Raw genomic sequence first — 13,034 nt, 5'->3', positions numbered from 1 at the left:
ATATATGGAATTTGAATTTATTCGCCCACATCTGCTTTGGCTTCTGATCCCTTGGGTGATATACAGTGCGTTGCAATGGTCTAAAAAGTCCAATCAAAAATCAGCGCAACTTATCGCACCGCACCTGATGAAGGTGGTGATGGGAGCCGATGGTCAAAAACACCAAAAACAAAGTAACTCTTGGCTTGGTATTGTGTTCTTTTTGTTAGCCATTATTGCGGTTGCGGGACCAAGTATTGAAAAACAAGAAGTACCGGTTTTTAAAACTCAAGCACCTAGAGTGTTAGTGCTGGATATGTCTTATTCTATGTACTCAACCGATCTCGCGCCAAACCGCTTAACCCAAGCGAGATTTAAAACTTTAGACATGCTAAAGCAATTTAAAGAAGGCGAAACAGGTTTAGTTGCCTATGCAGGCGATGCTTTTACCGTGTCGCCACTCACAACTGATGTCACTACTCTTGAGAACTTGATCCCGAGCCTTCGTCCAGAGATCATGCCCTCAAAAGGCTCTAACGTATATGCAGGTATCGAAGAAGCCGTTAGCTTGTTAACAGGTGCAAGTGCAACCTATGGTGACATTATTTTGGTAACCGATGGACTTGAACAAGAAGACGCAGAAGATGTACAAAAGCTTCTTTCTGACAGCCCATTTAAGTTAAGTATCTATGCCTTAGGTACGGCGCAAGGCGCACCAATCAAATTACCTGAAGGCGGCTTTTTAAAAGACCAATATGGTCAGATAGTCGTACCAAAGTTATTCCCGACTCGACTTGAAAAACTGGCTAGAGTTAAGGGTGGAAAATTTGCCAGCTATACTGCTGACAGCAGTGACATAGAGACATTTAAGCCAAATTTGGGTGCAAATACATCGGTGCTTAAACGCGACCAAGAAAGTGCTAAGTGGCGAGTAGATGCGGGAATATATCTGCTGATTGTACTTATTCCACTCGCACTGCTATTGGTTCGAAATCACGCAGTTATGCTAAGTGCTTTGGTTGTTTTTGCGATGTTGCCACAGCAAAAAGCGCTGGCGAATGAATGGACACAGTGGTTTAAAAATAGCGACCAAAACGCGCTGCAGGCCTACCAAAATGAAGCGTTCGATGAAGCTGCTCTTGCCGATAATCCGGTACTAAAAGGTGCAGCCCTATATAAAGCTGGAGATTACGAAGGAGCGGTAAAAACACTCGAACAAACAAGCTCAGTAGAAGGCCAATACAATTTGGGCAATGCGCTAGCACGGCTTGGTAAATTAGACGACGCAATTTCTGCCTACGAAAAAGCCTTATCCCTAGATCCTGATTTTACGCAAGCGAAGGATAATAAAGCGTTAGTCGAAGCGTTAAAGGATCAGCAAGAGCAGCAAAATCAGCAGGACCAACAAGGTCAGCAAGACCAACAAGGTCAGCAAGACCAACAAGGTCAGCAAGACCAACAAGGTCAGCAAGGTCAGCAAGACCAACAAGGTCAGCAAGACCAACAAGGTCAGCAGGACCAACAAGGTCAGCAGGACCAACAAGGTCAGCAAGAGCAACAAGGTCAGCAGGACCAACAAGGTCAGCAAGACCAACAAGGTCAGCAGAACCAACAAGGTCAGCAGGACCAACAAGGTCAGCAGGACCAACAAAGTCAGCAAGACCAACAAGGTCAGCAAGACCAACAAGGTCAGCAAGACCAACAGAATTCACAAGCAGGAAGTGAGTCAGAACAAAACAACAACGAGCCAGAGCTAGATGCTGCCCGCCAAGACCAGCAAGCAGCTGACGAACAAACTCAAGAGCAAAAACAACAGCAAGCACAAGCCGCACCTACGCCCGATCCCAAGCAGTCACCGCAGGATGAAGAAAAGGCACAGGCTGCAATGATGCAAGATAGTCGGCCACTTACCCCTGAAGAAATTGAGAAAGCGCAACAGCTTAATCAACTGCTTAGAAAAGTACCTGATGATCCGGCCATATTATTGAGAAATAAAATGCAACTAGAAGCACAACAACGTAAACAAAGACGTCTACCAAGAGGAGCTGAAAAATCATGGTAAAACGCATTCTATTTTGTCTGTCTTTGTTGATATTAAGCCACGCCACGTTGGCATTGGAAAATCTCACAGCCAGCGTAGACAAAAACCCAGTGCTCGCAGGTGAATATTTCACGTTGTCGATTATCGCTGAGGGCAAAGTCAAAGGCACCATTCCTGATGTTTCTGTGCTTAGTAACGACTTTATCACCAGCCCGGTGAATACCAGTTCAAGAACCAGTATCATTAATGGTAGCGTTTCAAGCTCCACTACCTGGCAAATGCAGCTCGTTGCTCGCACTCCGGGTACTTACACCATTCCTGCGTTAGAAGTAGATGGTGAAACGACCCAGCCGATCGAAATAAAAGTTGTCGCTCGTGATGATGAGCAGCAAAGTGAAGATATATTCGTAAAAACCGAACTCAAGACAAAAAATCTCTATGTTCAACAGGCTGCGCTTTATACCGTTAAGCTCTATGTAGGAAAAGAACTACTAGATGGTCAACTGAGTGCCCCAATCTCAGATGGCGCTAATTTCACACAATTGGGCAAAGCCAATGAAGAATACGAAGTTATTGACGGCCGACGCTACATGGTGCTCACTCGCGAATATATGATCCAACCACAAAAAAGTGGTGATTTCAGCATAGAGCCGCCGATCTTCAACGGCCAGATCAGAGATGGCTATCGTAGAATGGCGACTTCTGCGGTTGGCAATACCATTGACTTTTCGGTATCTCCAATCCCAACTAACGCTGCTGATAACTGGCTACCCAGTGAATATTTGAATTTTTCTGAAGAATGGCAGCCCAAAGATACCGAGTTTATGGTTGGGACGCCTATCACGCGAACACTAACACTCACTGCAGTGGGTGTTACTAAAGAGCAGCTTCCTGACATTCAGCTCGAAGACGTTAATGGGTTTAGAATTTATCCCGACGCGTCAGAGCGTAAGCAAATTACCCGAGATGGAAAAGTCATCTCACAGTTAACCATTTCTTTTGCTTACCTACCGCAACTTGCCGGTGATTTTACTCTGCCCGAAGTAAAACTACCTTGGTTTAACACCATCACTAAACGTGAAGAGTTTGCGACATTGCCAAGTAAGTCTGTCAGCGTGATTCATGACCCAAATCAGCCTGCCTTACCACAGGCTGCTCCAATCCCGCAGCCGCTTTCAAGTCCAAACGTAAATCCATCAACGGCTACGCAAACCAACGTGATCACAGAGCAAGTTATCCCGCTATGGATGTGGGGACTCGCCGCTTTCGGATACGTATTATGGCTAATAACATTACTAATATGGCGCCTAAGAGCAAAACCTGCCTCAAACCCACTAGTCAATACGGTCACTGATGAAAATCCAGCACCTTTTATTTCGTTTGAAAAAGCGGTTAAGCAAGATAACCCAGCGGGCTTTTATCAAGCGCTACTGCGCTACACCAAACAACAAAATATCACCATGACACAATGGCTAGCACTTCAGCCCAGCTCATTGCGAGCACAAGTACAAACGCTACAAAGCTCGCTGTATGGAGGCAATAGCGCAAAAGTAGACTTGTCTCAACTATATGATGAAATTAAAACCAGTGTAAAAAGCACGGTTCACACAAATAAAAGTCAGAATTTAGGCAATCTATATCAATAAGCGCCTCAGGGCGCTTTTTTATTGCAAGACGAACTAGATTTGTTAGTAAATAATTAACAGATCCATTATGCTTGGTGTGAGATACACTCCCAAAATCAACTAAAATAAAATAAGTTTTTGTTGAAATAAACCTGCAAAAAGATAGGTCTCATAGATATGGCCAGTAAACAACATCACTACGAGTCACTGGTTCGGATGTACCACAAAGAGCTATATAAGTTCGCTTATTGGTTGTCTGGCGATCCGACAATAGCAGAAGACTTAGTACAAGAAACTTTTTTGCGGGCTTGGCGCGCACTCGATTCATTACAAGATGAAAATGCAGCAAAGCCTTGGTTATTAACTATTTTAAGACGAGAGAATGCACGTCGTTTTGAGCGCAAGCAATTTGACTATGCGGAGGTTGAACAAGATACGCTGGTCGACGATACCAGTTCGGCTTTGGATGATGCAATGGAGCAAACCGTTGTGCAACGACAAATAGCCAACTTAGCACCAGAATATCGTGAACCACTGCTACTGCAAGTGGTGATGGGATGCTCTGGGGATGAAATCGCCGATATACTTGAGCTGAATAAAAACACGGTGATGACAAGGTTATACCGTGCTCGCAACCAGCTAAAAGACGCTTTAACGACTGAATATGAACCAATAAAGGGGGCATCAAACTGATGGATGAACTCGAATTTCGACGCCGCCTCGTTGCTGATCCTCATGATGAAGAGGTCAAGAAACAGGCCGAACAGCAACCTGAGTTGCAAGCACTGGTCGAAGAAATGCAAGCTTTCGACGATTTCTTGGGAAAATCACTCGATATTGATGTGCCTGAGGGGTTGGCTGATAAGATAATTGCAAAGCAAAAGGAGCTTGAAACGGAAGAATACAAAGTAGTGAAAATGTCTTGGTTTAGACGCGCTACTGCACCATTTGCGATTGCCGCCAGTGTATTTTTTGCCGCCGTGGTCTTTTACTTTGGCGGTTTTGGACACCCTGTCGATACCGGTGAACATGCGCTTGCTCATGTGTATTACGAAGAAAATGCACTGCAAAAGCAAGAAACAGTGTCACTGCAAACCGTGAACGAGAAGCTCGCGATGTTTGGGGGTAAGTTCGACAACTTACCGGGTAAAGTGGTTTACGCGACATTTTGTAACTTTAAAGGCCAAAAAAGCCTTCACTTGGTTATGCAATCCGAGTTTGGTCCACTCACGGTTTTTGTCGTGCCAGCTGGTCAACAAAGCACGATTGACGGCAAAGATAGTTTTGGAGATAGCCGCTTTGAAGGCTTAATTGCTCATGATGGTAAAGCCAACACCATACTGGTGGCAAACCGAGGTACGCCGATTGAAACCTTCCAATCAGAAGTGACAAGCTCACTACGCTGGTTATAACGCCACCGCCCCACTCTTTGGGGCGGTGTCTCAATATCCTTACTAAACCTCTCAAAATACAAATTTAATTGAGGTACATACCTATTTAAATAGCCATGTTAGTTCTTTACAATGGCGGCAGTTATTTTGGTATATAGGAACTTTATGAAACATTTCATTGTGTTACTTTCCCTTGTTTCTTTTTTATTTACAGCCAGTTTTAATGCTGAAGCAAGAAAGAAGTTTGGTAGTAAGAGCTCAGGAAAAACCCAGCAAACACAAACAACCCAGCAAAAGCAGCAAACTGATACACAAGCATTAAATGCAAAATCGACTACGACACCTAAGTCGAGTAAAAAAGGCATTATGGCCGGTGTACTTGGCGGATTACTAGCCGGTGGTCTAATTGCCGCAATGCTTGGCGATGATTTTGAAGGATTTCAATTCCTTGAAATGATTTTGCTTGCCGCTGCTGCCTTTTTAATCTTCAAATTGGTTAAAGGCATGCTTGCAAAAAAACAGCAGCCAAGTTATGCCGGTGCGCCGCATATGGGTGGCTACAACAATACGCCACCACCACAACAATTTCAAAACCAAGGACCAATTGGCGGTGGTTTTGGCGCAAGTAGCGTGCCTATGAACCTGCCTAGAGATTTTGATATCAACGGCTTTTTACAAGGCGCAAGGCAGCATTATCAAACCATTCAAACCGCTTGGAATAACAACGACTTTTCGACGGTTTCTGAATACTTGAGTCCAGAGTTGGTTGAAGAGTTCAAACGTGAGCGAGAGCAGCAAGGCGACGTTAACACTGAAGTGATGTTTGTTGATGCTGAGTTAGTCCGTGCAGATACACGCCCTGACGTTTGGGAAGTTAGCATTAAGTTTACTGGCAAATATCGTGACCTCGGCGACATGCAAGAAGAACCTATCCACGAAATATGGCACTTAGAGCGTAAAACGACGGGGGATGCCCCTTGGTTAATCGTTGGTGTTGAAGAGCTAGCGGCCTAATTCATCAACTTTAGTAAAAATTACACTCAACTTGTTTATTCACCAAGTTGAGTGTTTATTTGCAGCACTGCTCTATCCTCACCCAAACACACTTCAATATCTGCGATGTTTGGTAAGCTTTGCATCCCCCATACCGAAAGGCGTTGAAATGGCTGGATGAATTGTCTAACTTGCTCATCACTCATCCCCTTTCCAGTCGATGCTTTGAGCATATGCTCTTGTTGCAGGCGCCACTGATATACTCTGTCGAAGCTCATTCCATTTAAATAAATGAGACTATCTAATTGTGAAAAAATAGCTTGATACTCTTCACATAAAATTTGATTCACTTGTAAGCGAAACGAACCGTCTTTATCAAACTCTTGCTCAAATTGATTAACGGGAGATGCTAACGCATCGCTAGGCTGCGGCGCCACTCCCATACACCATCCCTCGATAATAAGTACCTGTAAACCCGCATCAACTTTTCGCCATTTTGATTTTGGCAACTTCCTATCTATTGATTTATCAAATACAGGTAAAGTTAATGCTTCGCCGCGTTTAAACCTGTCTATAACATCTTGTAATAGTTGCAGATCATGAGTACCAGGCAAGCCTCTTTGTTGAAACAGCGGATGAAACTTTGAAGCAAGCACTCCCCGCTCTTCTGGGTCTAAATAAAAATCATCAAGCGACACACACTTACAGGTAATGCCAACTTCTCTAAGTTGTTTACAAAGAGAATAGCTTAGTGTTGATTTACCAGAGCCCTGAACGCCAGAAACTCCCAGAAGACCTAAGCGATTAGGCACTCCATTCATTAATTTCAATAATAAAGATAACCACTTCTTTTTCATTTCAACAATATACTATTCAAGTAAGAAACTGTCGTATCCTGTAATTTCACTTTCAATCATTCGATGACGCTCGTAAATAGTCTATTTAGAATCTGACGCAGAGATAGACTACTAAGGTAAAATATTTTTCTCTACACCACAGAAGAAATAGGAAAAACATAACAACAAAAACATTTACAAATTAAAAATAATAACTTACTTTGTTATCTCCAATAAAAAATTATAAAAGGAAATATTATGAATATCAAATTATTACTTGCCCTTTCCACTTTATCCATTGGACCTTTTTATGCTTCAGCTTCAGCTTCTGGTGATGAAGCTGTGAACTGCAGAACAGAAACAGTAGGTAAACAAGCAATATATTCTGGCATTGCAAGCTGTAACGTGGATGGTTACACACTAGATAGATATATATTGCCAACTACCCTCGGAATAACAACAATCACAGAGTATCTTGGAGGGCTGTGGCGCTCCTGCAACGCACAAGTACCGTTTAGTCATTATGAGTCTGTTCAAAAAACAGTTTGTGATTATACGCCAAAAGCTTCTCTTTACGTAGACAAACAAAGTAGAGAAACCTACGTTAACATGTCTGCATCAGACCGTGATGGTCACATAGTCAGCACACAAGCTTGGCTGGATGGCGCACCTGTTACATTTGGATCTCTAACATTACGCAGTGGCTATGAAGTAAAAATTCATAACTTAAAAATGCGAGTTAAAGACGATGATGGCTATGTCACTGAGCGCTCTGCTGTAATACGAGTTGAACCATTTGTACCTTGCGACGATGGCACAAAACGTCCAATATGTGACTAATTTGCAGCTGAAAGGCTGAATAACTATCAGCCTTTCATACAAATAATAAACAAGCCTATTCAAAAATCCCCCATTAATTAGAAAATTTTCAATGCTGAAATATCTTCGTTTTTGAGAAAAGGCTTCGCTGTTCAAAATCAAAAAAAGATTAAAATACAAAACAGCTAGTGTTAATGGCTATTTCCATTAGTGATATCAAGTGAGTTTATAAAAAAGTCTTAATTATATAGCCTAGCTTCTCAATTAAATATCTTAATATACTGAATCAATAAATTTCTGCCCTGTTGTGGCACATGGCCATCAATCAATCGTGGATCAAATACGGTGTATTTTTTATCAAAAAGATTTTCAGCTTTCAGCTGAATTTTAGCGTTATTATCCAAATTGAAAGAAACGGTGCCGCCGATGAGGTAGTAACTTGACTGCTCGAAATCGTCGACAATTGACTCAGGGGGAGCAGGTATAAATGTTGTGTCTCGCCAAATTGCATTTAAAGTTACTTCTACCGCCTCTCTTTTATGAGTAAAGGCAAGTGCAGCAAACTTTTTAAAACTGCCATTTAATGGCTCGTCAAATAACTGGGTGTATGCACCTTGTATCCAAGTTGTGCCACTCAGATTAAAATTAGCATTAACTTCAATACCCTGCATGCTCGTCTCAAAGACGTTATCAAATGTAAACTCAGCTTGTTCATCATCTATTGGTACTAGATTAATGAAATCCTCCAGCTCATTATCAAATAACACAACATCAAACTGTTTAGACTCATCTTGATAGTGCCAAACAAGCTCTGTGGTTTTTACATATTCTGAAGTTAACTCCGAATTACCTGATGTAACATCATCGTTTGAATTAAGTTCGTTGCTCACAGGGGTACGAAAAGACTCACCATATTGCAACTTAAAAGTGTTTGCCTCATCGTAACCATAAACGAACGCGAGCCTAGGCGATAATTTATCATCTATGTCTTTCACTTCGTCATATCGTGCACCCGCGAACATACTCAGTTGCTCGCTAAACCGATACTTTGCTTGAACGTATCCAGCATATGAATCAAAGTCTTGTCGCAACGGATAAAAAGGGGCGTAATCAGATATGGTTTGAATACCACCTAAATAAGTGTGGTTATAGATGATGATATCACCGGCACTTTGATCGTAATATGAGGTTCTAACGCCAGCTTTACTTTGTTCTTCTTTTGATAGCTCAACGCCAAAATTCCACTGTAACCGGTCGTTTTGTTTATAACCACCATCTAGGTTATAAGTTAAGTCTCTGGATTGCCAAGCTGGACCAACTAAGAAGTCCCCTCCTTGCGTGATACCAATTTCTGCTGCTGTAACGATGAGTCCTGCACTTTCTATATTATGCTTAATAAAGCTCAGCTTATGCGTTAACTCAAGTTGCTCAGTAGCTTGCCAATGATACTCAAATGTTGCTGCATAGTTCTCACTTTTATGCTCGTTTTCAGGGGAATAACGGGAAAGATTTAAAAACTCATCAAGTTGAGTACGGTTAAACCTTACTTGCCATGTTAACGCTTGATGGCTACCTCCAAATACAACAAAAAGTGATTCTAACGGGTCTTTTACAGCACCTCCAAAATAGCTATCCCCTGAGCGTTTATTAAATGCTAAATTGGCATAGAGCCGTGTTTCATCCGACACTTGCCTCGAAAAATTCAACGCTGCTTGCGCACTGCCGTGTTCACCATAACCAACAGAAAGCTGATTATTACGTTTTTTGGTAATAATATTCATCACGCCAAGAAAGGCGTTACTACCATATAGGGCGGAACCGGGACCTCGGATAAATTCAACTTTATTGATAATCTCAATCGGAATGTAAGGTGTGTAGACTGATGCTTTACCAAATGAGGACTCATTGAGCCTTTGGCCGTCAATCATCACTAACACATGTCCAGTATCCAAGTACACACCGCGGGTATGCTCTTTGGGCACAGCCCCTACCCAATCACCTCGAGTAGATTGAAAGCCAGGTACAAAGTTCATCAAATCATAAACACTGTCGACACCTAGGCTATTTATTTGTTCTGAATTAAAAACAGTAATACTAGAGGGAACCGATGCTCTCGTTTCGTCGGTTTTGGTTGCGATAGACACATTTACATTCAACAGCTCTTCAAATGAAAGCTGATAAAGGTCGGAGTCCGTAGCTTCTGGTTCAGCGACTACCGCAAAAGGAAGTAATAATGGTGTGACTTTAATTAAAGCGCTTAAGTTTTTCATATTATACGAGCTCTATGTTCCCACACTTCACTCGTAGTGTTAGATTACTCTAACCTACGTAGCAGCATATGATTAACTTAATAATACTTGCTCCTAGCCACTACGCAAGTTTTTGATTAGCCTTTTCTTTTAGACTCTAAGCAGATGCCAACTTTCTCGCTTTGAAATATTTAAATAAACCAATTAGAGAGGCTGCAATCCAAAATAGCTCAATCACAAAGCTTGCAAGGTTAAAGTTATAACAAAGACTAATCAGTAGTAGGATCGCACCACTTAAATTCATTAAGTTATACGTTAAACTATCGGGAGATGCCTTTTCCAGCTGTAGCATAAAGAATGCACCAACAACCAAGAAAGTGCCTGTCATACCGATGATATCGAACATTAAATCGATCATGTTTTTTCCATTTAGCAAGACCCAAGAGGCTGGCCCAGTTCCATGGGAAGGGTCATTTTCATTCATTGAAACAGCAAAGCCAAACGGCGAGATAGTAACAAATTGGAAAACTCAAGACAGGACATTTGTCTGATAACAACAAAAAGTGAGCAATGAAAATTGAAGTAATGACTACTTGAAGGTGACCTTGCCACCAATTATTTTCAGTGCTGGCGCACCTCTCACTAATGTATCGCGGGCAAACTCTTGCTCACAATGAGGGCAGTTTATTTGGTTGGCGGTAAAATCTTGGGTGATCCGTTCTTTAAAACATTTAACTAGGCTGCCCTTGCCTCCCTTACGATACTTAAATAGCTGCTGACGGCATCCAGCACAATAAATATCGACAGTTCTAACAGGGCCTTTTTTATTGGGTTTTGCCATACCGAATTAACTCATAATCCTGAGTACAAATGCAATGAGCGTAAACTGTAACACATGATAGCCACCGTTGACTAAAAACAGTTTCATCGGGCGCTGCTCAAATATATAGCTTATTCCTAGTGAACAGGCGACGAAAAAGACTCCCACACCAAGCCCAACTCCAGTAGCCGCTAGCAAAGAGAGCGATAGATCAAGCATTACTGCCATAAACACAGCAGATAACAAAGACAACAAAAATGCGACGCCAAAAGTCATCTTGGGATCGCTCGTTTGTAAATCAAGCTCTGTCAGTCCACACCCCTCCATCCAAGCTTTTTGAAACAGCATAGGCGAATACCAAATACCACCTAACATAAAGGAAGACAAAGCGGCGAGAATAATTGCCCAAAGGTTTAATGCTTCAAATGAGAGTATCATCGACTAACTCAGCATATTTCATTTTATTTAATAATGAGTATAAGTGAAAACCTACTTATAAACAGGTTTCTTTTGTAATTTCCTCTGCAGCGTTCTTCTGTGCATGTTAAGTTGCCGCGCAGTTTCAGAGATATTACCTTCATTTGCCTTTAAAACTTGCTGAATATGTTCCCACTCTAGTCGTTCTGGAGACATGACTTCTTCCACAATTTCTTGGCCTTTCTCTCCCAATAGCGTTTGTACTATCAAGCTGGTACTTGCAGGTTTAGTTAAGTAGTCGTCAGCGCCCAATTTTATCGCCTCAACCGCTGTCGCAATGCTGGCATAACCCGTTAGTAAGACAATGCGAGCATTTGCATTGAGCTGCTTTATTTGTGTTATGAAATTTATCGAGTTGGCCTCACCAAGTTTCATATCCAATAATATGTAGCCGAAAACCTCTTGTTTACAAGCCACCTGCATATCTTCAATGGAAGTAACATGTTCAACACTAAAACCTTGTTTTTCCAAGCGCCGTATTAATGTCTGCGCATAAGGCACATCATCTTCAACAAGCAGTAACTTCATCACTCACCCTTGGTAGTTTAACTGTACATTTTGTGCCATAAGTAAGGTCGCTTTCAATCAGCAGACGTCCACCAAGCCGTTCAATTGTCGCATGACTAAGTAGTACTGCCATGCCAAGTCCTGATTCACTATTCACTACATAGTGTCCTAACTGCGCTAGCCTTTCTTCTGCAATTCCCTCACCTCTATCAAGTATGGTGATCACATGTTCAGTCGACTCTGAGGTAAATATCACGTCGATGTCAGTCTGTTTTGCTTGTTCATTTGCTCGCACGCTGTTACTAATAAGATTTAAAATCGAAGGCATCAACATAGGATCATCGCACAGTGTCCCCTGAACATTAGTGATATCGAATCGAAAATGCTGCTGTGGATATTGTAAATTCGTTAATTCTTTTAACTGCTCAGCAAGATGCTCTACAGTTATCATTTGTTTAGACGCTGACTTTAAATACTCAGTGAATTCTCTAAAGACATTAAGCTGCTCCTTACATTTCCCAAGAGGTTCTGACATTTCTTGAACACATGCCTCTTTTGGATACGACTCCTCCAGCTCTTCGTGTAATAGCGCCAAATGTGCGATTGGCGTGGCGAGTTGATGGGTCGCTTGTGCGGCCGCACTACCTAATGCGATTAATTGCTCTTGCTGTAGCTGCTGCTCCCGTAACAAAGCAATAGCCCGCTCTTTTTTTCGATTTTGCTTTACCAATATGCTCACCACGGTAACAACGACTATGATAGTGAAAGTAAAGTTAACTAACATCCCAAGCAAGTGAGTGCTCATATCCATATGGTGGACATGTTCATGAGACATTTTTATATAAAGATAGAGATAAGCACCAATCGCCCCAGCCGACACCATCAACATATTGATAGTTGGGATCGTTACTGCTGCAATAACCGTTGGCAGTACCAACAAGGACACGAATGCATTGGTTGCTCCGCCGGTCAGATCCAACAAAATAGTAAGAAACAAGATATCCGCCAACAATTGCATTGTCATGCCAATGGGCGCTGCTTCTTTTGTGTTACGGTAGGCGTAAATACTTAATAGCTGAAATACCGACTCCGCAGCCACCACCGCAGCCACAGAAACAAAATCAAATTGTTTACCAAAAACGACAGCCGCTATCGCTAGCATCACAATTTGGATAACGATTGCCACTGACCGCAACAGCAACAGTTGGCCCAATGCAGAGTTGGGCGAAAACGCAATTTTCATGAAAATGTAAGAAGCTAAGCTAAGATAAAAGAATTATACCTAATCTAACAAAAA

Annotated in this window: 13 protein-coding genes; 6 read left to right on the top strand and 7 right to left on the bottom strand. The window is 42.0% G+C overall.

Annotated features, from left to right (window positions below; translation table 11 throughout):
* Nucleotides 1-4: 4 nt before the first annotated feature.
* The 5 genes from MHN30_RS06220 (at nt 5) to MHN30_RS06200 (ending at nt 6,050) form a co-directional block, all read left to right on the top strand.
* On the top strand, nt 5-2,041 hold the full coding sequence (locus tag MHN30_RS06220; protein ID WP_239358939.1) for a VWA domain-containing protein: 2,037 nt from the start codon (nt 5-7) through the stop codon (nt 2,039-2,041).
* Entirely contained in the window at nt 2,035-3,666 is a 1,632-nt protein-coding gene (locus MHN30_RS06215) for a BatD family protein (RefSeq protein ID WP_130165362.1), read from the top strand. Before MHN30_RS06220 ends, MHN30_RS06215 begins: the two co-directional genes overlap by 7 nt.
* A 156-nt stretch (nt 3,667-3,822) precedes the next feature.
* Nucleotides 3,823-4,338: a sigma-70 family RNA polymerase sigma factor gene (locus tag MHN30_RS06210; RefSeq protein ID WP_010605216.1), complete on the top strand. Its 516-nt coding sequence runs from the start codon at nt 3,823-3,825 to the stop codon at nt 4,336-4,338.
* Entirely contained in the window at nt 4,338-5,057 is a 720-nt protein-coding gene (locus tag MHN30_RS06205) for a DUF3379 family protein (protein ID WP_130165361.1), read from the top strand. Before MHN30_RS06210 ends, MHN30_RS06205 begins: the two co-directional genes overlap by 1 nt.
* 144 nt (nt 5,058-5,201) lie before the next feature.
* Complete coding sequence (locus MHN30_RS06200) at nt 5,202-6,050, top strand: Tim44-like domain-containing protein (RefSeq protein ID WP_045987894.1); 849 nt, start codon at nt 5,202-5,204, stop codon at nt 6,048-6,050.
* Between the two features lie 35 nt (nt 6,051-6,085).
* On the opposite strand, the gene MHN30_RS06195 is transcribed toward MHN30_RS06200, so the two are convergent.
* Nucleotides 6,086-6,886 carry a kinase gene (locus MHN30_RS06195; RefSeq protein WP_239358938.1) on the bottom strand — a complete coding sequence of 267 codons (801 nt, stop codon included), beginning with the start codon at nt 6,884-6,886 and terminating at the stop codon, nt 6,086-6,088.
* A gap of 237 nt (nt 6,887-7,123) precedes the next feature.
* Here MHN30_RS06195 and MHN30_RS06190 point away from each other — a divergent pair, with 237 nt between their 5' ends.
* Nucleotides 7,124-7,705: a hypothetical protein gene (locus MHN30_RS06190; RefSeq protein ID WP_239358937.1), complete on the top strand. Its 582-nt coding sequence runs from the start codon at nt 7,124-7,126 to the stop codon at nt 7,703-7,705.
* Nucleotides 7,706-7,944: 239 nt separating this feature from the next.
* Here the strand turns inward: MHN30_RS06190 and MHN30_RS06185 are convergent, their stop codons facing one another.
* The 6 genes from MHN30_RS06185 to MHN30_RS06160 form a co-directional block, all read right to left on the bottom strand.
* Nucleotides 7,945-9,954, bottom strand: coding sequence for a TonB-dependent receptor (locus MHN30_RS06185; protein ID WP_239358936.1), 2,010 nt, complete (start codon nt 9,952-9,954; stop codon nt 7,945-7,947).
* 136 nt (nt 9,955-10,090) lie between these two features.
* Nucleotides 10,091-10,351 carry a hypothetical protein gene (locus MHN30_RS06180; RefSeq protein ID WP_010379248.1) on the bottom strand — a complete coding sequence of 87 codons (261 nt, stop codon included), beginning with the start codon at nt 10,349-10,351 and terminating at the stop codon, nt 10,091-10,093.
* A 171-nt stretch (nt 10,352-10,522) separates the two neighbouring features.
* Nucleotides 10,523-10,774, bottom strand: coding sequence for a hypothetical protein (locus MHN30_RS06175; protein ID WP_130165358.1), 252 nt, complete (start codon nt 10,772-10,774; stop codon nt 10,523-10,525).
* Between the two features lie 6 nt (nt 10,775-10,780).
* Complete coding sequence (locus MHN30_RS06170; RefSeq protein WP_045987898.1) at nt 10,781-11,191, bottom strand: DUF1761 domain-containing protein; 411 nt, start codon at nt 11,189-11,191, stop codon at nt 10,781-10,783.
* A gap of 51 nt (nt 11,192-11,242) precedes the next feature.
* The gene (locus tag MHN30_RS06165; protein WP_130165357.1) at nt 11,243-11,758 is read right to left on the bottom strand and encodes a response regulator; all 516 of its coding nucleotides are present in this window, start codon (nt 11,756-11,758) and stop codon (nt 11,243-11,245) included.
* The gene (locus tag MHN30_RS06160; protein WP_239358935.1) at nt 11,739-12,923 is read right to left on the bottom strand and encodes an ATP-binding protein; all 1,185 of its coding nucleotides are present in this window, start codon (nt 12,921-12,923) and stop codon (nt 11,739-11,741) included. The genes MHN30_RS06165 and MHN30_RS06160 overlap by 20 nt, the downstream gene beginning before the upstream one ends.
* Nucleotides 12,924-13,034 lie beyond the last annotated feature (111 nt).

The organism is Pseudoalteromonas sp. OF7H-1 (assembly GCF_022347825.1).
GTDB classification, from domain to species: domain Bacteria; phylum Pseudomonadota; class Gammaproteobacteria; order Enterobacterales; family Alteromonadaceae; genus Pseudoalteromonas; species Pseudoalteromonas maricaloris.
This window is presented reverse-complemented; position numbering and strand designations above follow the sequence as displayed.

Coding starts and splice junctions, on each gene's coding strand:
- MHN30_RS06220 (WP_239358939.1), top strand. CDS start 5: ATGGAATTTGAATTTATTCGCCCACATCTGCTTTGGCTTCTGATCCCT.
- MHN30_RS06215 (WP_130165362.1), top strand. CDS start 2,035: ATGGTAAAACGCATTCTATTTTGTCTGTCTTTGTTGATATTAAGCCAC.
- MHN30_RS06210 (WP_010605216.1), top strand. CDS start 3,823: ATGGCCAGTAAACAACATCACTACGAGTCACTGGTTCGGATGTACCAC.
- MHN30_RS06205 (WP_130165361.1), top strand. CDS start 4,338: ATGGATGAACTCGAATTTCGACGCCGCCTCGTTGCTGATCCTCATGAT.
- MHN30_RS06200 (WP_045987894.1), top strand. CDS start 5,202: ATGAAACATTTCATTGTGTTACTTTCCCTTGTTTCTTTTTTATTTACA.
- MHN30_RS06195 (WP_239358938.1), bottom strand. CDS start 6,886: ATGAAAAAGAAGTGGTTATCTTTATTATTGAAATTAATGAATGGAGTG.
- MHN30_RS06190 (WP_239358937.1), top strand. CDS start 7,124: ATGAATATCAAATTATTACTTGCCCTTTCCACTTTATCCATTGGACCT.
- MHN30_RS06185 (WP_239358936.1), bottom strand. CDS start 9,954: ATGAAAAACTTAAGCGCTTTAATTAAAGTCACACCATTATTACTTCCT.
- MHN30_RS06180 (WP_010379248.1), bottom strand. CDS start 10,351: ATGATCGATTTAATGTTCGATATCATCGGTATGACAGGCACTTTCTTG.
- MHN30_RS06175 (WP_130165358.1), bottom strand. CDS start 10,774: ATGGCAAAACCCAATAAAAAAGGCCCTGTTAGAACTGTCGATATTTAT.
- MHN30_RS06170 (WP_045987898.1), bottom strand. CDS start 11,191: ATGATACTCTCATTTGAAGCATTAAACCTTTGGGCAATTATTCTCGCC.
- MHN30_RS06165 (WP_130165357.1), bottom strand. CDS start 11,758: ATGAAGTTACTGCTTGTTGAAGATGATGTGCCTTATGCGCAGACATTA.